The sequence below is a fragment of the Streptomyces boncukensis genome (assembly GCF_011045075.1).
GTDB lineage: Bacteria > Actinomycetota > Actinomycetes > Streptomycetales > Streptomycetaceae > Streptomyces > Streptomyces boncukensis.
Genome location: NZ_JAAKZZ010000094.1, coordinates 1 through 18,978, shown reverse-complemented (window position 1 = coordinate 18,978; position 18,978 = coordinate 1). Strand labels below are relative to the sequence as shown.

15 protein-coding genes are annotated in these 18,978 nt (G+C 74.2%); 6 read left to right on the top strand and 9 right to left on the bottom strand.

The genetic code is table 11. From position 1 onward, the window contains the following. The first annotated feature begins 26 nt into the window (after positions 1 to 26). Positions 27 to 1,409 (top strand): purine-cytosine permease family protein, encoded by a 1,383-nt coding sequence (locus tag G5C65_RS12065; RefSeq protein WP_338146342.1) that lies wholly within the window; start codon positions 27 to 29, stop codon positions 1,407 to 1,409. A 40-nt stretch (positions 1,410 to 1,449) separates the two neighbouring features. Here G5C65_RS12065 and G5C65_RS12060 read toward each other — a convergent pair whose 3' ends face one another. Continuing rightward, positions 1,450 to 2,985 carry an ATP-dependent DNA ligase gene (locus tag G5C65_RS12060; RefSeq protein ID WP_165298773.1) on the bottom strand — a complete coding sequence of 512 codons (1,536 nt, stop codon included), beginning with the start codon at positions 2,983 to 2,985 and terminating at the stop codon, positions 1,450 to 1,452. Between the two features lie 77 nt (positions 2,986 to 3,062). Between G5C65_RS12060 and G5C65_RS12055 the strand changes: the two genes are divergently transcribed. Further along, positions 3,063 to 4,148, top strand: a complete 1,086-nt coding sequence (locus tag G5C65_RS12055) for an ATP-dependent DNA ligase (RefSeq protein ID WP_165298772.1) — start codon at positions 3,063 to 3,065, stop codon at positions 4,146 to 4,148. 39 nt (positions 4,149 to 4,187) lie between these two features. On the opposite strand, the gene G5C65_RS12050 is transcribed toward G5C65_RS12055, so the two are convergent. Continuing rightward, on the bottom strand, positions 4,188 to 4,787 hold the full coding sequence (locus G5C65_RS12050; RefSeq protein WP_165298771.1) for a TetR/AcrR family transcriptional regulator: 600 nt from the start codon (positions 4,785 to 4,787) through the stop codon (positions 4,188 to 4,190). 132 nt (positions 4,788 to 4,919) lie between these two features. On the opposite strand from G5C65_RS12050, the gene G5C65_RS12045 reads away from it, so the two are divergent. Continuing rightward, on the top strand, positions 4,920 to 6,371 hold the full coding sequence (locus tag G5C65_RS12045) for a carboxypeptidase regulatory-like domain-containing protein (protein WP_165298770.1): 1,452 nt from the start codon (positions 4,920 to 4,922) through the stop codon (positions 6,369 to 6,371). A 190-nt stretch (positions 6,372 to 6,561) separates the two neighbouring features. Here the strand turns inward: G5C65_RS12045 and trxA are convergent, their stop codons facing one another. The 3 genes from trxA to G5C65_RS12030 all read right to left on the bottom strand — a co-directional run bounded on the left by trxA (position 6,562) and on the right by G5C65_RS12030 (position 9,594). Beyond that, positions 6,562 to 6,942, bottom strand: coding sequence for a thioredoxin (gene trxA, locus G5C65_RS12040; RefSeq protein WP_165298769.1), 381 nt, complete (start codon positions 6,940 to 6,942; stop codon positions 6,562 to 6,564). A 99-nt stretch (positions 6,943 to 7,041) separates the two neighbouring features. Then, positions 7,042 to 8,157, bottom strand: a complete 1,116-nt coding sequence (locus G5C65_RS12035) for an amidohydrolase family protein (protein ID WP_165298768.1) — start codon at positions 8,155 to 8,157, stop codon at positions 7,042 to 7,044. Further along, the gene (locus tag G5C65_RS12030; protein WP_165298767.1) at positions 8,158 to 9,594 is read right to left on the bottom strand and encodes a type I glutamate--ammonia ligase; all 1,437 of its coding nucleotides are present in this window, start codon (positions 9,592 to 9,594) and stop codon (positions 8,158 to 8,160) included. It abuts the gene before it with no gap. A gap of 239 nt (positions 9,595 to 9,833) precedes the next feature. Here G5C65_RS12030 and G5C65_RS12025 point away from each other — a divergent pair, with 239 nt between their 5' ends. Next, positions 9,834 to 10,769 (top strand): helix-turn-helix domain-containing protein, encoded by a 936-nt coding sequence (locus G5C65_RS12025; protein ID WP_165298766.1) that lies wholly within the window; start codon positions 9,834 to 9,836, stop codon positions 10,767 to 10,769. A gap of 70 nt (positions 10,770 to 10,839) precedes the next feature. Here the strand turns inward: G5C65_RS12025 and G5C65_RS12020 are convergent, their stop codons facing one another. Next, positions 10,840 to 12,069 (bottom strand): acetyl-CoA C-acetyltransferase, encoded by a 1,230-nt coding sequence (locus G5C65_RS12020; RefSeq protein WP_165298765.1) that lies wholly within the window; start codon positions 12,067 to 12,069, stop codon positions 10,840 to 10,842. Positions 12,070 to 12,185: 116 nt separating this feature from the next. Between G5C65_RS12020 and G5C65_RS12015 the strand changes: the two genes are divergently transcribed. Continuing rightward, a complete protein-coding gene (locus tag G5C65_RS12015; protein ID WP_165298764.1) occupies positions 12,186 to 13,703 on the top strand; it encodes a 3-hydroxyacyl-CoA dehydrogenase NAD-binding domain-containing protein in 1,518 nt (505 codons plus the stop codon). A gap of 264 nt (positions 13,704 to 13,967) precedes the next feature. Here the strand turns inward: G5C65_RS12015 and G5C65_RS12010 are convergent, their stop codons facing one another. Both G5C65_RS12010 and G5C65_RS12005 read right to left on the bottom strand, forming a co-directional pair. After that, positions 13,968 to 15,086 carry an isoaspartyl peptidase/L-asparaginase family protein gene (locus G5C65_RS12010; RefSeq protein WP_165298763.1) on the bottom strand — a complete coding sequence of 373 codons (1,119 nt, stop codon included), beginning with the start codon at positions 15,084 to 15,086 and terminating at the stop codon, positions 13,968 to 13,970. 20 nt (positions 15,087 to 15,106) lie between these two features. After that, positions 15,107 to 17,071, bottom strand: coding sequence for an AMP-dependent synthetase/ligase (locus G5C65_RS12005; RefSeq protein ID WP_165298762.1), 1,965 nt, complete (start codon positions 17,069 to 17,071; stop codon positions 15,107 to 15,109). 220 nt (positions 17,072 to 17,291) lie between these two features. Here G5C65_RS12005 and G5C65_RS12000 point away from each other — a divergent pair, with 220 nt between their 5' ends. After that, the gene (locus tag G5C65_RS12000) at positions 17,292 to 18,206 is read left to right on the top strand and encodes a YceI family protein (RefSeq protein WP_165298761.1); all 915 of its coding nucleotides are present in this window, start codon (positions 17,292 to 17,294) and stop codon (positions 18,204 to 18,206) included. Between the two features lie 55 nt (positions 18,207 to 18,261). Here the strand turns inward: G5C65_RS12000 and G5C65_RS11995 are convergent, their stop codons facing one another. Further along, on the bottom strand, positions 18,262 to 18,852 hold the full coding sequence (locus tag G5C65_RS11995) for a TetR/AcrR family transcriptional regulator (RefSeq protein WP_165298760.1): 591 nt from the start codon (positions 18,850 to 18,852) through the stop codon (positions 18,262 to 18,264). Positions 18,853 to 18,978 lie beyond the last annotated feature (126 nt).

The following is an 18,978-nucleotide window of genomic DNA, read 5'->3' as shown; positions in this document are numbered from 1 at the left end:
ACCCCGCCCCGGCGGCGGACGAGACCATCGAGACCCGCGGTATCGAGCCGGTACCCGACCACGAGCGGGGCGGCCGGGTCCGGGAGCTGTTCCCGACCTGGGTGGCCGCCAACATCAGCGTGCTGCTGCTCACCATGGGCGCCGGGCTCGTCGTCTTCAACGGGCTGAACTTCTGGCAGGTGCTGCTCGCCGCCGCCGTCGCGGGCTCCGTCTCCTTCGGGCTGGTGGGCCTGCTCTCCGTCTCCGGCAAGTGGGGCGGAGCGCCGGGCGCGATGCTCTCCCGGGCCACCTTCGGCGTGCGCGGCAACTACTTCCCCGGCATGATCCTGTGGGTCGCGCGCTTCGGCTGGGAGACGATCAACGCGGTCACCGGCTCGTACGCCGTCCTCACCATTCTCGACCTGCTGTTCGGCGTCCAGAGCAACAACGCGCTGATCGTCGTCACACTGCTGGCGTTCGTCGGGGTGACCTTCCTGGTGAGCGGAATGGGCCGGAAGGTGCTCAACCTCTGCAACACCTGGTCGACGTACCTCTTCGGCCTCTTCACCGTGCTGGTCCTGGTCTACCTGGTGACCACCATCGACTGGGACGAGGTCTTCTCCCGCCCGGCGGGCGGCACCGCGATGCTGATCGCGGGCATCGGCACCATCGCCGCGGGCGGCATCAGCTGGATCCCGACCGGGCCCGACTTCGCGCGCTATCTGCCGCACAGCGCCCAGGGCAGGAAGATCTTCGGCACCACCGTCTCCGGCGCGCTGCTGGTGCTGGTGCCGATGGTGCTGATGGGCGGCGTGATGTCGTTCTCGACGCCCGCGCTGGCCAAGACCAACGACCCGGTCTCCTTCCTCGGCGACGCGCTGCCGATGTGGCTCGCCGTGCCGTACCTGCTCATCGCGCTGATCGGGATGGTACTGATCAACAGCCTGTCGATGTACTCGGCCGGGTTCACCGCCCAGACCATGGGCGTGAAGCTGCCGCGCGCCTCGGCCGTGAGCATCAACGCGGTCATCAGCCTGGTCGGCGGACTGCTGCTGATGCTGGTCGCCAAGAGCTTCTACGGCTCCTTCATCTCCTTCCTGTCGCTGCTCGCGGTCTCCTTCTCCTCCTGGGTCGGGGTGTACGGCGTCGACATGCTCCGCCGCCGGAAGATGGCGGTGCCGTACGACGCGGACGGCCTCATGGACACCTCCCGCACCAGCCGCTACTGGTACGTCGGCGGGTTCTGCTGGCAGGCCATGACGGCCTGGGGCATCGCGCTGGTGCTCGGGCTCGGCTTCACGAAGGTCGACTGGTTCACGGGCCCCCTCGTCGACACCTGGATCGGCGAGAACGGCCTGGGCTGGGCGGCGACGGCGCTGCTGTCCGCCCTCCTGTTCGCGGCCCTCCCGGCGCCGAGAGAGCGCGCCTAGGCCCATCGGAAGGGCCCTGCCGGGCCGGGGGCGCGGGCTCTCACCGCAGCCGGGCTCTCACCGCATCCAGGGGGTCGGCCTCGGTCGCCGACTTGTCCTCCCGGTAGCGGACGACCCGCGCGAACCGCAGCGTCACCCCGTCCGGATAGCGCGTCGACCGCTGGACGCCGTCGAAGGCGATCTCCACGACGAGTTCGGGCCGCACCCGTACGCCCCAGGACCGCTCCTCGACGGCCAGTGCGCGCAGCCGTTCGGTCTGCCAGGCGAGCAGCGCGTCCGTCAGTCCCTTGAACGTCTTGCCGAGCATCGCGAACGAGCCGTCCGCGCGCCGCGCCCCCAGGTGCAGGTTCGACAGCGTGCCGGTGCGCCGCCCGTGCCCCCACTCGGCGCCCAGCACCACCAGGTCCAGGGTGTGCACGGGCTTGACCTTCAGCCAGGAGGCGCCCCGGCGCCCGGCCGAGTACGCCGAGTCCAGCGCCTTGACGACCACCCCCTCGTGGCCGCGCTCCAAGACCTCAGCGGCGAACTCCCGGGCCGCAGCGCGGGCTTCGGGGCCGGCCGGGTCGGGCACGGCGAGCCGCCGCACCCGCAGCGGCTCGGGCAGCGCGTGCGCCAGCTCCGCGTGCCGGGAGGCGGCGGGCAGGTCCAGCAGATCGCGGCCGTCGACGGACAGCGCGTCGAAGAAGACGGGGGAGACGGGGAGTTCGCCGCGCGCGCCCGCGACGTCGAGCCGGGAGGCGACCCGCGCGGAGACCTCCTGGAACGGGCGCGGCACGCCGTCCTCGCCGAGCGCGATGACCTCGCCGTCCAGCACCGCGCGCTCGGCCCGCGCGGCGCGCGCCGCCGCGGCGACCTCCGGCAGCCGGTCGGTGATCTCGTCGAGGGTGCGGGTCCAGATCCGCACCGCGCCGCCGTCCTTGTGCACCTGCACCCGGATGCCGTCCAGCTTCTCCTCCACCGCGCACGGGCCGAGCCGGTCCAGCGCCTCGTCCACGTCCTTCGCGGTGTGCGCGAGCATCGGCAGCACCGGGCGGCCCACCTCCAGCCGGAAGTCCACCAGCGCGTCCGGCCCGCGCGCCAGCACCTCGCGGGCGACCGCGCCCAGCGAGCCGCCCAGCATCACGGCGCGCCGCACCTCGCCGGGCTCGGCGGCCACCGCGGCGGCCAGCCCCTCCACGGCGAACGCGTCCAGTGCGCCCTGCCGCAGCTCCCCGCCGATCAGCCGCACCAGGAACCACTGCTCGTCCGCCGTCGCGGCCCCGAGCAGCTCGTCGAGCAGCCGCTTGCGCTCGGCCCGCGCGCCCTTGCCGGCGACGGCGGCGATCCCCTCCAGCGCCGTGTCCACGTCGGTGAGCGTCAGCGAGGGCCGTGCGGCGGGCGGCGGGGGCCCGCTGAGCGCGCTCCAGCCCACGCCCGTTCTGCGCTGCGGCAGCCGCCCGGCGAGATAGGTGACCACCAGCGGCACCTCGGACGGCTCGGCGCGCCGGAACAGCGCCGCGAGCAGCGCCACCTTGTCCGTACGGGCCGAGGCATCCGCCACCTCGCGGGACGCCTGTGCGATATCGGCCAGCTGCATGGCCCCATGGTCACCCGGGCGCGCGGGCGGCGCAGCGCGCGCTGCGGGCGGCGCGCACGGGGCGGACAATCGCTGGTGTGGATCTCCCGGTGATGCCGCCGGTGCAGCCGATGCTGGCCAGGGCGGTGGACGCGATCCCGCCCGGCATGCGTTACGAGGCCAAGTGGGACGGGTTCCGCTGCCTGGTGTTCCGGGACGGCGACGAGATCGAGCTCGGCAGCCGGACCGGCAAGCCGCTCACCCGCTACTTCCCGGAGCTGGCGGACGCGCTGCGCGCCCAGCTGCCGCCGCGCTGCGTGCTCGACGGCGAGATCGTGGTGGCGGTTCACGGGCGGCTGGACTTCGACGCGCTCCAGGCCCGCGTGCACCCCGCCGACTCCCGCGTACGGCTGCTCGCGCGGACCACGCCCGCCTGCTTCCTCGCCTTCGACCTGCTGGCGCTCGGCGACATCGCCGCGCTCGACACCCCCCTCGCCGAGCGGCGCCAGGTGCTGGGCGCGGCCCTGGAGCGGGCCCGCCACCCGCTCTTTCTCGCCCCCGCGACGGACGACCTGGAGCTGGCCAGGACCTGGTTCGAGCGGTACGAGGGGGCGGGCGTGGACGGGGTGATGGCCAAGCCGCCGGATCTGCCGTACCGGCCGGGCGAGCGGCTGATGCTCAAGATCAAGCACGCCCGGACGGCGGACTGCGTCCTGGCCGGTTACCGGGTGCACCGCAAGGACGCCGAGGCCGTCGGCTCGCTGCTGCTCGGGCTGTACGACGGGGCGGGGGTGCTGCAGTACGTGGGCGGCGCTTCCGGCTTCACCGAGCGGCGGCGGCGCGAGCTGATGACGGAGCTGGCCCCGCTGCGGAGCCCGTCCCCGGCCGGGCACCCGTGGGCGCGGTGGCGGGAGGAGGCGGCGCACGAGGAGAGCCGGATGCCGGGGAGCCCGAGCCGGTGGAGCGGGGCGAAGGACCCCTCGTGGGTGCCGCTACGGCCCGAGCTGGTGTGCGAGGTGGGGTACGACCATCTGGAGGCGGGGCGGTTCCGGCACACCGTCCGCCTGGTGCGGTGGCGCCCGGACCGGGACCCCGCGTCGTGCACGTACGCGCAGCTGGAGCGCGCGCCCTCGGCGGCCTTGGCGCCGGGGGAGTCCCCCCTCCCGCCCCTCCTCGGCGCCTGACGGGGAGCTCCGCCGGGGCCGCGGGCGCGGGCCCGGTGCTCACCCGGTCGGCATCGGAAGGCCCGCGGCCAGGGAGCGGAAGCACTCGTCCAGGACGGCCAGCAGATCCTCCGCTGGGCTCTCCGGGTCCCAGGCGCCGATGGACGCGCGGAGCGCCGTCAGCGCGGCCCCCGTCAGCAGCCGGGGGTAGAGGGACTCCTGCGGCAGCCCCGTGCGCTCGTACAGGGCGCTCGCCAGCGCCTCCGGCATATGGCTGCTGCTGTGCACCAGCTTGGGGATCAGCTCGGGGTGGGCCTGCAGCAGGCGGCGCCGGTCGCGCCAGCCCGCGTCCGCGACGAGCGCCGGCAGGGTGGCGTGGAACGTGCGGCGCAGCGCCTCCAGCGGAGGCTCCTGCGCGGGGCGCGCGGCGAGCTGCGCTGTCAGGTCGCCGGCCAGCCGGTTGTCCCAGTCGAAGACCGCGTCGTCCTTGCTGTCGAAGTAGTTGAAGAAGGTGCGCTGCGAGACCCCGGCGGCCTCGCAGATGTCCTGCACCGTGACGGCCGCGGGGCCGCGCTCCAGATACAGCCGTACGGCCGCGTCGCGCAGCGCGCTCCGCGTCTGAAGCTTCTTGCGCTCCCGCAGCCCGCCGCTCCCGGTCATGGGGCCAGCTTACGAGCCCGCGGACCGGGCGGAGCGCGGGGGTGCACTCATGCATTTGTGCATCAGTGCAAGAAATTCTGTTAGTGTCGCTAATCGTTGCCTGTGCCATCTACCTCGGAGGGGGCCGCGACCATGGCGGATCACGCGAAGCACGCGGAACACGCGGAACACGCGGAACATGCGGAACAGCGGGCGGAGCCGGCTCAGGGGCCCGCGTCGTCGCTGCCCGGGACCGTCCGCACCCTGGCGTCGACGCTGTGGTTCCCGGTGTTCTTCTTCGCCGGGTTCCTCGTCTGCTATCTGCTGCCCTTCCACAACCCGACCCCGCACCATGTCGAGGTGGCCGTCGCCGGGCCCTCGGCGGGGCAGCTGGAGCAGGCGCTGGAGCAGCGGAGCCCCGGCGCGTTCGACATCCGCCAGGTGGCCGACGCCGACGCCGCGCGGGACGCGGTCACCGGCCGGGACGCCACGGCCGGGTTCGTCCCCGGCGGCAAGGAGCCGCGGCTGTTCGTCGCCAAGGCCGACGGCTACGCGCTGGAGTCCCTGCTCCAGAAGACGTTCACCGAGGTCGCCCAGCAGAGCGGCGGGCAGCTGAAGGTGGAGGACGTGGCGCCGACCGCCTCCGGGGACGGGATGGGCACCGGGCTGTTCTACCTGGTGCTGGCCTGCACGATCCCCTCGTACATCAGCGTGATGATGCTGCTGCGGGCCACGGCCTTCGGGCGCCGCAAGAAGGTGGTCACGCTGGTGGTGCTGGGCGCGGCGATGAGCGTCATCGCGTACGCCACCGCGCGCGGCATGGACGTGATCCCCGGCGACCCGCTCGCGATCCTGTTCATCTTCCTGCTGACCCAGGCGGTCGCGCTGACCTCGTACGGCCTGGTGCCGTTCTTCAAGCAGTTCTTCCCCGGCGTCGCCATGGGGCTGTTCGTGCTGCTGAGCATGCCGTCCAGCGGGGGTGCGATACCGGTCCAGATGGTGCCCGGGTTCTTCCGCGCGCTGCACCCGTTCATGCCGATGGGCAACCTCATCGAGGCGCTGCGCGGGCTGTTCTACTTCGACAGCAAGGACATCGGCCGCCCCGTGCTCGTGCTGTGCGCCTGGGTGGTCGTCGGCGCCGCGCTGATCGCGCTGGGCGCGTGGACGGAGCGGCGCGCGGTGCGCGCCGAGCGCGCCGCGGAGGCGGCGGAGGAGCCGCTGTCCGAGGACCCGGCGTTCGAGCTGCCCCGGCCCAGCGCCGTCACCCCGCACTCCCACCGGGTGGGCGGGCAGGAGCCGACGCTGACCGGCGCGGTCACCGACGAGCACGGCCGCCCGCTGCCGGGCGTGGCCATCACGGTCACCGGCACCCACGGGCGCGAGATGCTGCGCGCCAGCACCGACGAGCGCGGGGAGTACGCGGCGGCCGGGCTGCCCGACCACTTCGTGAACGTGATCGCCAGCAGCCCCGACCGGCTGGCGGCCGTCGAACGGGTGCTGGCCCGGGACGGGCACCCGGTGCGGCAGGACTTCCGGCTGCTGCCGCGCCCGGCGGTCGTCGCCGGCGTGCCCGGTGCCGGCGTGTCCGGTGCCGGCTCCCACTGAGCACGGGCTGCCCCGTGCGGTCCGCCGCAGGGTGCGGGTGGGATGGGGGTACCCCCTGCTCGAGCGGAGCCGAGAGCTTGGGGGAGGCCGGGCGCGCAGTTCCCCGCGCCCCTTCGGGGCGCACCCGTGCATGACCTGCCCGTCAGGGGCGCGGGGAGGGGCGGCCTGTGCCCGGCATCAGCGAGAGGGCTCAGCCTTCCCCGGCGCCCTCCGAGGGCTGGTCCTGGGCCGACTTGCGTACCTCGTCCATGTCCAGGGCCCGCGCCTGCCCGATGACATCCTCCAGCGCCGCCTCCGGCAGCGCACCCGGCTCGGCGAAGATCAGGGTCTGGTCCCGGATGATGGCCAGCGTCGGGATGGACTGGATCTCGAAGGCAGCCGCCAGCTCCTGCTGGTCCTCGGTGTCCACCTTGGCGAAGGCGAGATCGGGGTGCCGTTCGGCGGCCGCCTCGTACACCGGGCCGAAACTGCGACACGGGCCGCACCACGCCGCCCAGAAATCGATCAGAACGAAGGCGTTCTCGTTCACGATCTCGTCGAAGTTGTCCTTGGTGAGCTCGATGGTGCTCATGATGTCTCCTGGATCGGGTGCCGCGGAGAGCTCTCCCTGCTCCGCTCGCCCCGGAACACCCCGCGCGGCCGCGGCATTCCCGGACTCCACGGGCGGCTCTCACGCCTCGCTCTGCAGACCGTACAGGCGGGCCGCGTTGCCGGTGGAGAGCAGCCCCGCCACCCGTTCCGCGTCACCGGGTGACCAGGCGTTCGCCGAGGTGAAGGCGGACAGGGTGTGGGCGAGGGCCTCCCGGAAGACCTCGGCGCCCACCACGTACAGCTCCGGCAGGCCGAAGGCGTCCGTCGAGAACAGCAGCTTCCCGAACGGGGCCAGCTCCAGCAGCTCCGCGAGCACCGCGCCCGCGCGGGCGCCCGTGTGGGCGAGGGAGAGCCCGAAGTCCGCGTACACATGGGGGTACACCGCCGCCAGATAGCCCGCGCCGCGGTGGTACGGGTAGCAGTGGAGCAGCACCAGCGGAGTGCCGTACGGGGCGACCGCGCGGATGAAGTCCGTCAGCAGCAGCGGATCGCAGCGGTGCAGCCGCAGGTCCGGGTCGCCGAAGCCGGTGTGCAGCTGGAGGGGGAGGCCGGTGCGCACCGCGGCCCAGATCAGATGGCGCAGCAGCACCGGGTCGTTCAGCCGCCCGCCGCGCACCCGGGTGGCCAGCCAGCGCTCGGCGGCCGTGTACACCTGGGAGGTGCCGGGCGGGTGCGGCTCGAAGTCCAGGCCGACGCGGTAGGCCACCACCGACTTGAAGCCCTTCGCGCGGCGCGCGGCGTCGCGGACGGTGTCCGAGACCTCCGCCAGGAAGGAGCTGGTGTCCCGGGCCGCGTCCGCGGCCCGCTCCGCGAGCCGCTCCAGCCGGACGATCTCGTGCGCCTCGGCCCTGGCGAACTCCGCCAGCTCGGCGGGCGTCAGCAGATCCCCCGGCAGGCCCGTGTCGACCAGGAAAGCGGAGATGCCGCTCGACCGCAGCAGCCGCCGGGTGGCCTCCGCCGCGCCCAGCTCGGAGCGCCGGGCGAGGTAGTCCTGGGGCGCGCAGTGCGCCGGGAGCCCGAGCACGGGACCGCACCAGCGGCGCACCGCGAAGCCGAGCTGGGAGTCGAAGAAGCTGGTGCCGGGGGCCGCCGGGCTGGAGGACTCGGTCAGATACGACTCGAAGCCCGCGCGCTCCGGGCCCGACCTGAGCACCCCGTGGCAGTGCTGGTCCACCAGCAGCGGTCGGCCGCGCATTCAGTACCGTCCCCGGGTGGCCGCCGCGATCTCCAGCGGGGTGGCGCCCTCGAACAGCTTGGTCTCCGCCGCGCGCACCGCGGCCACCGCGTCGAACAGCGGTTCGCCCAGCGCCTCGCGCAGCGGAGCCGACCGCTCGAAGTGGTGCAGCGCCTCCGGGAGCGAGTCGGGCAGCCGCGGCTGGCCGCCGGTCAGCGCCGGGTCGCCCGCGGCGGGCGGCGGCAGCGGGGCCGGATCCGCCAGGCCCGCCAGCCCCGCGGCGAGCACCCCGCCGGCCGCCAGATACGGATTGGCCGCCTGGTCCATGCACTTGACCTCCGCGTTCGCCGTACCCGCCGTACCCGCCGTGGCCGCCGTGGCCGCCGTGGCCGCCGTGCCCGCTGAGTGTGCCGCGTGCGGCGCTCCGGCGATGAAGCGCAGCGCCGCCTCCCGCGCCTCCAGCCCCCAGCACTGGTACGCGCCCGCCCAGCGCGAGGGGCGCAGCCGCAGATAGCTGGCCGGGCTCGGGGCGCCCAGCGCCAGCAGCGCCGGCAGCTCGCGCAGCACCCCGGCCAGGAACGCCTCGCACTCCGGCGCCATCCCGAACGGGCCGTCCCCGCCGCCGCACAGGTTCCGCCCCTCGCGCCACAGGCTGAGGTGCAGATGCCCGCCGTTGCCCACCGTGTCCGCCTCCACCACGGGCGCGAAGCACGCCGTCAGCCCGTGCTGTACCGACACCGCGCGCACCGTCTCGCGCACCAGCACCGCCAGGTCCGCAGCGCCCACCGGGTCGCTCGGCGCCGTCGACAGCTCGAACTGGCCCGGCGCGGTCTCGGGGTGCAGCTGCAGCACCTGGACGCCCTGCGCGTCCAGCGCCTCCAGGATGTCGCGCAGATAGTCCGACAGTTCGACCAGCCGCGCCATGCCGTACGCCGGGCCCGTCGCGGCGTAGTCCAGCCCGGCGCCGGGCTGCGGCAGCGCGCCGCGCACCACGGTCCACTCCGTCTCGAAGCCCATCCGCAGCTCGATGCCGTGCTCGCGCAGCGCCCGCTCGGCCATGCGGCGTGCGAACCCCCGCTGGCAGGCCGCGTACGGGCTGCCGTCCTGCTCGTAGCGGTCGACGGGGGCCCAGGCCCAGCCGGGCTGCGCGGCGAGTACCGTCAGTCTCTCCGGGTCGGGGCGGAGTCGCAGATCGCCGTCCGGGCCGCCGATATGTGCGCTGGTGGTCGCCGAGTCGTCGACGAGGAAGACGTCGAAGACCGGGGACATGCCCACGCCGTGCTCCACCGCGTCGGCCAGCCGTCCGGCGGGGACGCTCTTGACCCGGGTGATACCGGCGTTGTCCACCCAGGTCAGCGCCACCCCGCGGACGCCCGCGGCGGCCAGCCGCGCGGCGGTGGCCCGGTTGTCTTCAGCCGTGTCGCTCTGCGCACCCTGCACACGCTGTGTGGTTCCCATGATTCAGCCGTCTACTCCGGACCCGGGCGCGGGGCAAGGCGGCGCGGCCGCGGCCCGGCATGGTGTGCTCCAGGGGGCGCGATTCCCCCGGGCCGTTGCCTCTGGCAAGGTGCGTACCCAGGTACGTGCCTGACACACGTGGGAGTTGGGCAGGCTACCCCGAGGGATGTCTGTGAAGGCGGGGAGGGGAAACTGAGAGGGTGGCGAGAGCTATGCGGTTACGGTACGGGAGCGACGGCATGCGCATCACGGACGTCACTGGCGGCGAAGAGGGCGCCGGCGGCGCGGTTCGCGAGGAGACGGAGCGGGCGCTGGAGGGCGCCGGAGCCTCCCCCGCGGTGCCCCGGCTGGTCCTCGGCACCCGGCTGCGCCGGCTGCGCGAGGCGCAGTTCCTCACCCGGGAGGACGCGGGTGAGGCGATTCGCGTGCCCGCGAGCAGAATCAGCGAACTGGAGTGCGGTCGGACGGGCTTCCCGCGGCGCGACGTCGACGACCTGCTGCGGATCTACGGCATGCACGACGAGAGCGAGCGCTCCGTGCTGCTCACCCTCGCCGACCAGGCCAACGTCCCCGGCTGGTGGCACTCGTACCACGGCGCGGTGCCCGACTGGCTGCACCCCTACATCGGCCTGGAGCAGTCGGCCAGCGTCATCCGCAGCTACGAGGTCCAGTTCGTGCCGGGGCTGCTGCAGACCCGGGAGTACGCCCGCGCGGTGATCGAGCTGGCGCACGGCGACGAGCCCGAGGCGTGCGTCCAGCGCCGGGTGGCGCTGCGGATGCGCCGCCAGCAGATCCTGTACGGGCCGCGCGCGCCGCATCTGTGGGCCGTGATCGACGAGGCGGCGCTGCGCCGCCCGGTGGGCGGCCCCGCCACGATGCGGGCGCAGCTGCGGCACCTCGTCGCGGTGAGCGAGCTGCCGCATGTGACGGTGCAGGTGATGCCGTTCAGCGCGGGCGGCCACGCGGCGGCGGGCGGGCCCGTGACCCTGCTGCGGCTGCCGGTCGCCGAACTGCCCGACGTGGCCTACCTCGAACAGCTGAACGGGGCGGCCTATGTGGAGGACGAGCCGGACATCGAGTCCTACCGGCATGTGATCGACTGCCTGGTGACGAGCGCTCAGCCGCCCGCCGCGACGCGTGAGCTGCTCCAGCGGCTGGCGGCGGAGACGGGCTGAGCCCCGGTACGGCCCCGGCGCCGGAGCGCCGTACCGGAGCCGCCGTACCGGAGCGCCCGGCGGGCTCCCGTCAGGGCGTGACGCGTTCGAACACGGCGGCCAGCCCCTGGCCCCCGCCGATGCACATCGCCTCCAGGCCGTAGCGTGCGCCCTGCCGGCGCATGGTGTGCGCGAGCGTGGCCAGGACGCGGGCCCCGGTGGCCCCCACCGGGTGGCCGAGCGAGATGCCCGAGCCGTTGACGTTGATCCGGCGCTCATGGTCGCTCTCGGTGAGGCCCAGGGCGCGGGTGCAGGCGAGGACCTGTGCTGCGAACGCCTCGTTGAGCTCGATCAGATCGAGGTCCGCGAGGGTGAGCCCGGCGCGGTCGAGTGCGCACCGGGTGGCCCCGACGGGCCCCAGGCCCATGGTCCGCGGCGGCACCCCGGCCCGTGCGAACGCCACCAGCCGCACCAGCGGGCGCAGCCCCAGACGCTCGGCCGTGGCGGCGGAGGTGACCAGGCAGGCGGCGGCCGCGTCGTTCTGGCCGCTGGCGTTGCCCGCCGTCACGGTGGCCTCCGGATCCTCCCCGGCCCGCACCGGGCGCAGCGCCGCGAGCTGCTCGGCCGTGGTGTCCGGGCGCGGGTGCTCGTCGACGGCGACGGTCGCCTCGCCCTTCCGGGTCCGCACCGTCACCGGCACGATCTCGTCGTCGAACAGGCCCTTCTCCATGGCGTGCGCGGCCCGCCGCTGGGAGCGCAGCGCCAGCGCGTCCTGCTCCGCGCGGGGGATCCCGAACTCGCGGCGCAGGTTCTCCGCCGTCTCGATCATGCCGCCGGGCACCGGGTGCCGCTCGCCGCCCGCCGTCACCCGGCCGCGGGCCAGCGCGTCGTGCAGCTGCAGCCCCGGGCCCTTGATGCCCCACCGCCCCTCGTGCGTGTAGTACGGCGCGGCGCTCATCACCTCCACCCCGCCCGCGAGGACGACGCCGCTGAACCCCGCCCGTATCTGCATCGCGGCGTCCAGCACCGCCTGCAGGCCCGAGCCGCAGCGCCGGTCGATCTGCACCCCGGTCACGCTCTCCGGCAGCCCCGCGTCCAGCGCCGCCACCCGGCCCACCGCCGGGGCCTCCATGCTGGGGTAGGCGTGCCCGAGGATCACCTCGTCCACCTCCCCGGGGGCGATACCGGAGCGGGTCACGACCTCCTCCAGCACCCGGGCCGCCAGCGCGGCCGGGCGCTGCCCGGCCAGCGCGCCGCCGAACCGTCCGATCGGGGTGCGCAGCGGTTGGCTGATCACGATGTCCTGCGGCTGGGATGTCATACGCCGGCCCTTCCTGCCGAGTGCGGAACGCTGTGCCGACCTTTCCATTTCCCCGCGAGCAAGGTCCACTGTCCCCGGACGGTCGCAGCGGAACGAGCCGAGAGGATGGCAGCGGCATGCGCATCAGAGTCGTCGGAGCGGGCACCATGGGGCGCGGCATCGCCCAGTGGGCGGTCACCGCGGGCCACACGGCGGAGCTCGCCGACGCCCGGCCGGAGGCGGTCACCGACGCCGCGGCCTTCGTACGGCGGATGTGCGAGCGGGCCGCCGAGAAGGGCCGGATGACGGCGGACGAGGCGGAGCGCGCCGTGCAGCGGCTGGTCCCGCTCGACTCCCCGCTGGCGCCGCCGGGCCCTGACGGGCCGCCCGAGCTGGTGGTCGAGGCCGTACTGGAGGACCTGGAGGCCAAGGCGGCGCTGTTCACCCAGCTGGAGCGGGTGCTGCCGCACGGCACGGTCTTCGCCACCAACACCTCCTCCCTCCCGGTCACCCGGATCGGCGCGCGGCTCGCGGACCCGGGGCGGCTGGCGGGGCTGCACTTCTTCAACCCCGTGCCGCTGATGCGGATCGCGGAGGTGGTGCCGGGGGCGCTCACCCGCCCGGACGTGCCGCCCTTCCTGACGGCGTTCGTGGAGGGCTGCGGCCACCGCGCCGTCACCGTGGCCGACACGCCCGGCTTCCTGGTCAACCACGCCGGGCGCGGCCTGGTCACCGAGGCGTTCGCGCTGCTGGAGGAGTCGGTCGCCCCTCCGGAGACCATCGACCGGGTGGCCCGCGACGTGCTGGGGCTGCGCATGGGCCCCTTCGAGCTGATGGACCTCACCGGGCTCGACGTCACCGCGTCCGTGATGGACACGGTCTGGACCGGCTTCCGGCACGACGCGCGGCTGCGCCCGCCGTACCTGGCGGCCAACCGCGTCGCGGCGGGGCTGTACGGGCGCAAGAGCGGACGCGGCTTCTACGCGTACGGCGAGGGCGACCCCGCGCCCGCCGCGCTCCCCGAGCGGACGCCGGCCGGGGGCGACGCCGCGCGGGCGGTCACCGCCGCCGGGGACGGGCCGGACGCGGAGGCGCTGCGGGCCGCGCTCGGCGGCGCGGCGGAGGGCACGGGCGAGGCGCTGGTCCTCGTCCCCGTGTGGGGGACGAGCGTGGCCGCGGCCGTCGCGGAGCACGGGCTGCCCGCCGCCCGCACCCTCGGCGTCGACCCGCTGTCGCTGGGCACCCCGCGCCGGGTGCTGTCGGTCACCCCGGCGACGGCCCGGGAGGCGGTACGGGACGCGGTGGCGGTGCTCGGCGCGAGCGGATCGGGCGGTGGGTGCGCGGTGAGCGTCGTACGGGACGCCGCCGGGTCCGTGGCGCAGCGGCTGCTGGCCTCGGTGGTGTCGGTCGCCGCGTCGATCGCCGAGCGGGGGATCGCCGAGCCCGGCGATGTCGACCTGGCGGTCCGGCTGGGCCTCGGCTATCCGCGCGGCCCGCTGGAGTGGGGGGACGAGGTGGGCGCGGCGCGGCTGCTGGCCCTGGTCGAGGGGCTGCACCGCGCCACGGGGGACCCCCGCTACCGCCCGGCCCGCTGGCTGCGCGAACGCGTGGCCCTCGACCTCCCGCTGACGGCTCCGATGCCTCCCCTCGACTAGCGCCGGCCCTGCGGTGGCTGCCCTCTGGCGGGGCTGCCGGGACGGTGCTGCCCCGGCCCGTGCCCTGCGGACTGCGGGTGAGTGGTGGTTGCGCGCGCAGTTCCCCGCGCCCCTGCGGGGCGCGCCCTGGCGCCCCGCAGGGGCGCTTCAGGGGCGCGGGGAACTGCGCGACCAGCCACGACTCACCCGCGGACTGCGACACACCGTCAGGGGCACTCTCGTTCCAGAGACGGGAAGGGGGCAGTGCCCCGCATTCCGGAGGGGTCAGCGGTTGGGCGGGGACTCGTCCTTGAAGATCTTGGTCACCAGCCGGCCGCTCCCCGTCAGATACCCGTGCAGCATGCCCTCGCTGCTGTGCGGCGCGTCGAACTCCCCGCGCCGGTCCAGCGCGATGACACCCCCGTCCCCGCCCAGCTTCGGCAGCCGCTTCACCAGCACCTCGTACGACGCCTTCGCCACGTCCTTCCCGCCGAACTCCATCAGATCGGAGATCGTCGCCGTCGCCGCGCCCCGGAGGAAGACCTCGCCTGCGCCCGTGGCGCTGGCGGCCACCGTGCTGTTCTTCGCGTAGGTGCCCGCGCCGACGACGGGGGAGTCGCCGACCCGGCCCGCCGCCTTGTTGGTGAGCCCGCCGGTGGAGGTGGCCGCCGCCAGGTCCCCGTCGTCCTCGCGCACGACCGCTCCCACCGTGCCCTTGGTCTCGTCCGCCGAGGGCTTCTTGCCCTTGGCGTCCATCAGCGCGTCCCAGCGCCGCTGGGTCCAGAAGTAGTCCTGCGTCACCGGCTTCAGCCCCTGCGCGGCGGCGAAGTCGTCGGCTCCCTGGCCCGCGAGGAGCACGTGCCGGGACTTCCGCATCACCAGCCGCGCCGCCGTGACCGGGTTGCGCACGTGTGTGACGCCCGCGACGGCCCCCGCCGCGAGGTCGGAGCCGCGCATGACCGAGGCGTCCAGCTCGTGGCCCGCGTCGGCGGTGAAGACGGCGCCCTTGCCCGCGTTGAACAGCGGGTCGTCCTCCAGGACGTTCACCGCGGCCTCCGCGGCCCGTACGCCGTCCCCCTTCCGGTGCAGCGCCTGTCGGCCGGCGCGCAGCGCCCTGCTGAGCCCGGCGCGGTACGCCTTCTCCTTCTCGGGGCTGGTCTCCTCCCGGATCAGCGCGGTGCCCGCGCCGCCGTGCACGGCCAGCACGACGTCGTGCGCGTCGGGCTCCGCCGTGCCGGCCGGCGCGGGTGCAGCGGCGGTCCGCGCGCGGGCGTCAGACGGCCCCGCGCCGTCGCCCGGCACGGTCACCAGCACCACGGCGGCAGCGGCCACGGCGGCGGTCGCGGGGATCCGCCACGCCCTCAGCAGGCGCGCGGTTCCCGGAGTTCTCGGACGCGTGCGCATGAGCCCTCCTCGGATAGACCTCAAACGGGGGGCACCCTACGGCTGACGGCGGACTCCTGATAGAGGGCCTCGATCTCGTCGGCGAACGCCTCCGCCACCGCCGCGCGCCGGATCTTCAGCGAGGGGGTCAGCAGTCCGTTCTCCTCGGTGAACCCGCCCTCGACGATGCGGAAGCGGCGGACGGACTCGGCGGCGGACACGGACTCGTTCGCGTAGTCCACCGCGCGCTGCACGGCCGCCAGCAGCTCCGGGTCGTGGCGCAGTTCGGCGTGCGGGGTGTCGCGGGGGCGCTTGTGGACGGCCAGCCAGTGCGCGACGGCGTCCGGGTCCAGGGCGATCAGCGCGGCGATGTAGTGCCGCCCGTCGCCCACCACCATGCACTGGCCGACCGGCGGTCGGCTGCGGAGCCGGTCCTCCAGCGGCGCCGGAGAGACGTTCTTGCCGCCGCTGGTGACGAGGATGTCCTTCTTCCGGCCGGTGATGGTGAGGAACCCGTCCTCGTCGAGCCGGCCCAGGTCGCCGGTCGCGAACCAGCCCTCGCCGTCCGGAGCGCCGGGCGGCGCGTGCTCGCTGTTCCAGTACCCGCGGCTCACGATGCCGCCCTGGACCAGCACCTCGCCGTCGTCGGCTATCCGGACGGCGGTGCCGGGGACGGGACGGCCCACGGTGCCGGGGCGCGGGGACAGCGGCGGGGTCACGGTGGCGGCGGCCGTGGTCTCGGTGAGGCCGTAGCCCTCGTAGATGACGAGGCCGGCGGCGTAGAAGAACAGGCTGAGCCGCCGGTCCAGCGGGGAGCCTCCGCAGATCGCGTAGCGCAGTCTGCCGCCCAGCTCCCTGCGGATCCGGCGGTAGACGAGCACGTCGTAGAGCGCCCAGGCCAGCCGGAGGCCGGGCCCCGGGCCCCGGCCGGTCTCCAGGAACTTGCGCAGATACGCCTCGCCGAACCGCACGGCGACCCGGTCGGCGCGCTCGAAGGAGGCGCCGCGGCCGAGCCGTTCCGCGGTCTCCCGCGCCGCGTCGTGGATCCGCTCGAACAGATAGGGCACGCCGACCAGGAACGTCGGGCGGTACGCGCGCAGTTCGGGGCGCAGCTCCTCGGGCTTGACGCTCGGGAAGTGGCCGAACTCGATGCGCGCCGACAGGCAGGCGATCTGCAGCGTGCGGCCCAGCACGTGCGCGAGGGGGAGGAAGAGCAGGGTGGAGGCGGTCTGCCCGGTCACCTCCCGGAAGACGGGGTGCAGCAGCGCGACGGTGTTCGCGGCCTCGGCGTGCAGATTGCCGTGGGTGAGGACGCAGCCCTTGGGCCTGCCGGTGGTGCCGGAGGTGTAGCACAGGGTCGCGGTGGTGCCGGGGCCGAGCGCGGCCCGCCGCTTGGTCACCTCCTCGTCCGGGACGCCCCGGCCGAGCGCGGTCAGCTGGGAGAGCGCGGTGGTGCCGCCGGGCGGCGCGTCGAGCTGCCAGAGGCGGGGCCGGTGCGGCAGCTCGGCCAGCGCGGCCCGCGCCGTCTCGGCGTGCTCGGCGGTCTCCACGAAGAGGATGTCGGCCCCGGAGTCCCCGAGGATCCAGGCGATCTGCTCCGCGGACGAGGTGGGGTACAGGGGGACGGACTGGCCGCCCGCCGCCCAGATCGCGAAGTCCAGGACGCACCACTCGTAGCGGGTGCGGCTCAGCAGGGCCACCCGGTCGCCCGGCTGGAGGCCCGCCGCGATCAGGCCCTTGGCGGCGTCGCCGACCTCGCGCGCGAAGGTCGCGGCGGTCACCGGGCGCCAGACGCCGCCCTCCTTGCGGCGCAGCACCGTGGCGCCGGGGGCCTCGGCGGCGTTGGTGAACGGGATGTCGGCCGTGCTGCCGGCGGTGGCGGGCCCGACGAGCGGCGCCGCGCGGGCCTCACGGACGGCTCCGCCCGCTCTGGTCAGTTCGACCTGGCCGCGCGCGGCCAGGTCGCCGCGCCGCTTCGCCGTCCTCAGATCATTCCGTACGCCCATCTGCGGCTCCCGGGAAGTGCCGTCCGGCTCAACGTACTGACGCTGGAGTCAACTTACTCGCGCGTAACGAGAAAGCAACCGGTGCGGAGCGGCGAATCCGTGCCGATTCCCCGGGGCGGCGGGGCGGGGTGCGTAACGACTTGTGGCGCTACGCACGTAGGATCGGGTTCGGCCAGTTTTGGCCACGCATGAGCACAGAGTCAGGAAGTAGGGCGGAAGTATGGGCCTCGGAACGCTCCTGAGGAGGAGCAGGTCGAAGCACGGCGCGACCGGAGGCTGGCAGGTGAGCGGGCTTCCCCGGGAGGCGGGGATCCTCAGCGCGGAGATCAGCGACCCGCTGGGGCAGCCGCTGCCCGGGGTCGAGGTCACGCTGACCGAGAGCGACACCAGCAGGCGGGTACTCAGGGCCACCAGCGACCCCTACGGCCGGGTGACCGCCACGGTCCCCGAGGGGCGGTACGCCCTGCTCGGCACCGTCGAGGGGCTGAGTCCGCTGCACCGCGTCGTCGACGTGCCCGCCGGGGCCGCGGCGCCGCTGGAGCGGCTGCGCATGGAGACCGGCGGGCAGCCGGAGCTGCCGAAGCCCGGCGTCTGGGTGTTCGACCCGCCGCACTCCGCGATCCGCTTCGTGGCGCGGCACTACGGCATGTCCAACGTGCACGGCCGCTTCACCCGCTTCGACGGCGGGATCCGGGTCGCCGAGCGGATGGAGGACTCCTATCTGGAGATCACCATCGACGCGTCCAGCATCGACACCGGCAACAGGACGCGGGACGGCCATCTGAAGTCCGCCGACTTCCTCGACGTCGAGCGCTATCCGTATCTGCACTTCGCCAGCAGCAAGCTGACCCACAGGGGCGGCTCGAAGTGGACGGTCCAGGGCACCCTGACGCTGCACGGGGTCAGCCGCACCGTCAACCTCGACACCAGCTACCACGGCTCGGTCAACGGCGGCTACGGCGAGGAGCTGCGCTGCGCGGCCTTCTCCACCGCCGAGCTGCACCGGGACGACTACACCCTCAACTACGGCAACATGATCCAGCGCGGCATCGTGGCCATCGGCCGCACCGTGAAGCTGGAGCTGGACATCCAGGCGATGTACCGCACGGAGGAGATGCCGACGCCCCCGGAGTAGTCCGGGGCCCCGCTCCCCCCGGGGGCCTTCCCGCGCCCCCGGGGGTGCCGCCTCCTCAGGTCGCGGTGATGCGGTGGACCGCCGTGCGGATGGAGGTCCGCAGCCGGGCGTCGTCCTCGGCGCCGTCGCCCGCCAGCAGGCGGCGCACCTGGGGCAGCGTGGTGCGCGCCGTGAGCAGCGTGACCAGGAGGAAGACCAGGTCGCCCGGGGGGATGTCCCGGCTGATGAGGCCGTCGCGCTGCGCCTGCGCGAAGACCTCCACCTTGTGCGCGTAGTGCTCGGAGCGGGTCGTGAGGCTGCTGGCGGCCACGTCGCTGCCGTACTCCAGCGACTCCCAGAGCATCAGCCGGGCCAGCTGCGGGCGCGTCCCGTGGTAGTCGAGGAGGCGGTCGGCCCAGGCTTCCGGGTTCTCGGCGTCGATGGGGATCTCGGCGATCAGGTCGACCAGGTTCCGCTCCAGGACCTTCGCGAACAGCTCCGTCTTGTTGCCGAAGTAGGCGTAGATCAGCTGCTTGTTCGCCTTCGCCTCGCGGGCGATCCGGTCGATACGGGCCCCCGCGATGCCGTACGCGGCGAATTCCTCGGTGGCGGCGCCGAAGATGCGGGCCTTGGTCGCCTCGGGGTCACGGGTTCCGCGCGAAGTCATACCCGGAGCATAACCAACTATTTGGTTGACAGCTTCCGAGTCCGGCTGCCAGAGTTCCAACCAACTCGTTGGTTGGAACTTTTGTCCGAAGGGCCCCATGACAGTCTCCGGCACCCGCCCGCACCG

Bases quoted from the DNA above. Each gene is read 5' to 3' on its own strand.
- G5C65_RS12060 (WP_165298773.1), bottom strand. From the start codon at position 2,985: ATGCAGCTGGCCGATATCGCACAGGCGTCCCGCGAGGTGGCGGATGCC.
- G5C65_RS12050 (WP_165298771.1), bottom strand. From the start codon at position 4,787: ATGACCGGGAGCGGCGGGCTGCGGGAGCGCAAGAAGCTTCAGACGCGG.
- G5C65_RS12045 (WP_165298770.1), top strand. From the start codon at position 4,920: ATGGCGGATCACGCGAAGCACGCGGAACACGCGGAACACGCGGAACAT.
- trxA (WP_165298769.1), bottom strand. From the start codon at position 6,942: ATGAGCACCATCGAGCTCACCAAGGACAACTTCGACGAGATCGTGAAC.
- G5C65_RS12035 (WP_165298768.1), bottom strand. From the start codon at position 8,157: ATGCGCGGCCGACCGCTGCTGGTGGACCAGCACTGCCACGGGGTGCTC.
- G5C65_RS12030 (WP_165298767.1), bottom strand. From the start codon at position 9,594: ATGGGAACCACACAGCGTGTGCAGGGTGCGCAGAGCGACACGGCTGAA.
- G5C65_RS12025 (WP_165298766.1), top strand. From the start codon at position 9,834: ATGCGCATCACGGACGTCACTGGCGGCGAAGAGGGCGCCGGCGGCGCG.
- G5C65_RS12020 (WP_165298765.1), bottom strand. From the start codon at position 12,069: ATGACATCCCAGCCGCAGGACATCGTGATCAGCCAACCGCTGCGCACC.
- G5C65_RS12015 (WP_165298764.1), top strand. From the start codon at position 12,186: ATGCGCATCAGAGTCGTCGGAGCGGGCACCATGGGGCGCGGCATCGCC.
- G5C65_RS12010 (WP_165298763.1), bottom strand. From the start codon at position 15,086: ATGCGCACGCGTCCGAGAACTCCGGGAACCGCGCGCCTGCTGAGGGCG.
- G5C65_RS12005 (WP_165298762.1), bottom strand. From the start codon at position 17,071: ATGGGCGTACGGAATGATCTGAGGACGGCGAAGCGGCGCGGCGACCTG.
- G5C65_RS12000 (WP_165298761.1), top strand. From the start codon at position 17,292: ATGGGCCTCGGAACGCTCCTGAGGAGGAGCAGGTCGAAGCACGGCGCG.
- G5C65_RS11995 (WP_165298760.1), bottom strand. From the start codon at position 18,852: ATGACTTCGCGCGGAACCCGTGACCCCGAGGCGACCAAGGCCCGCATC.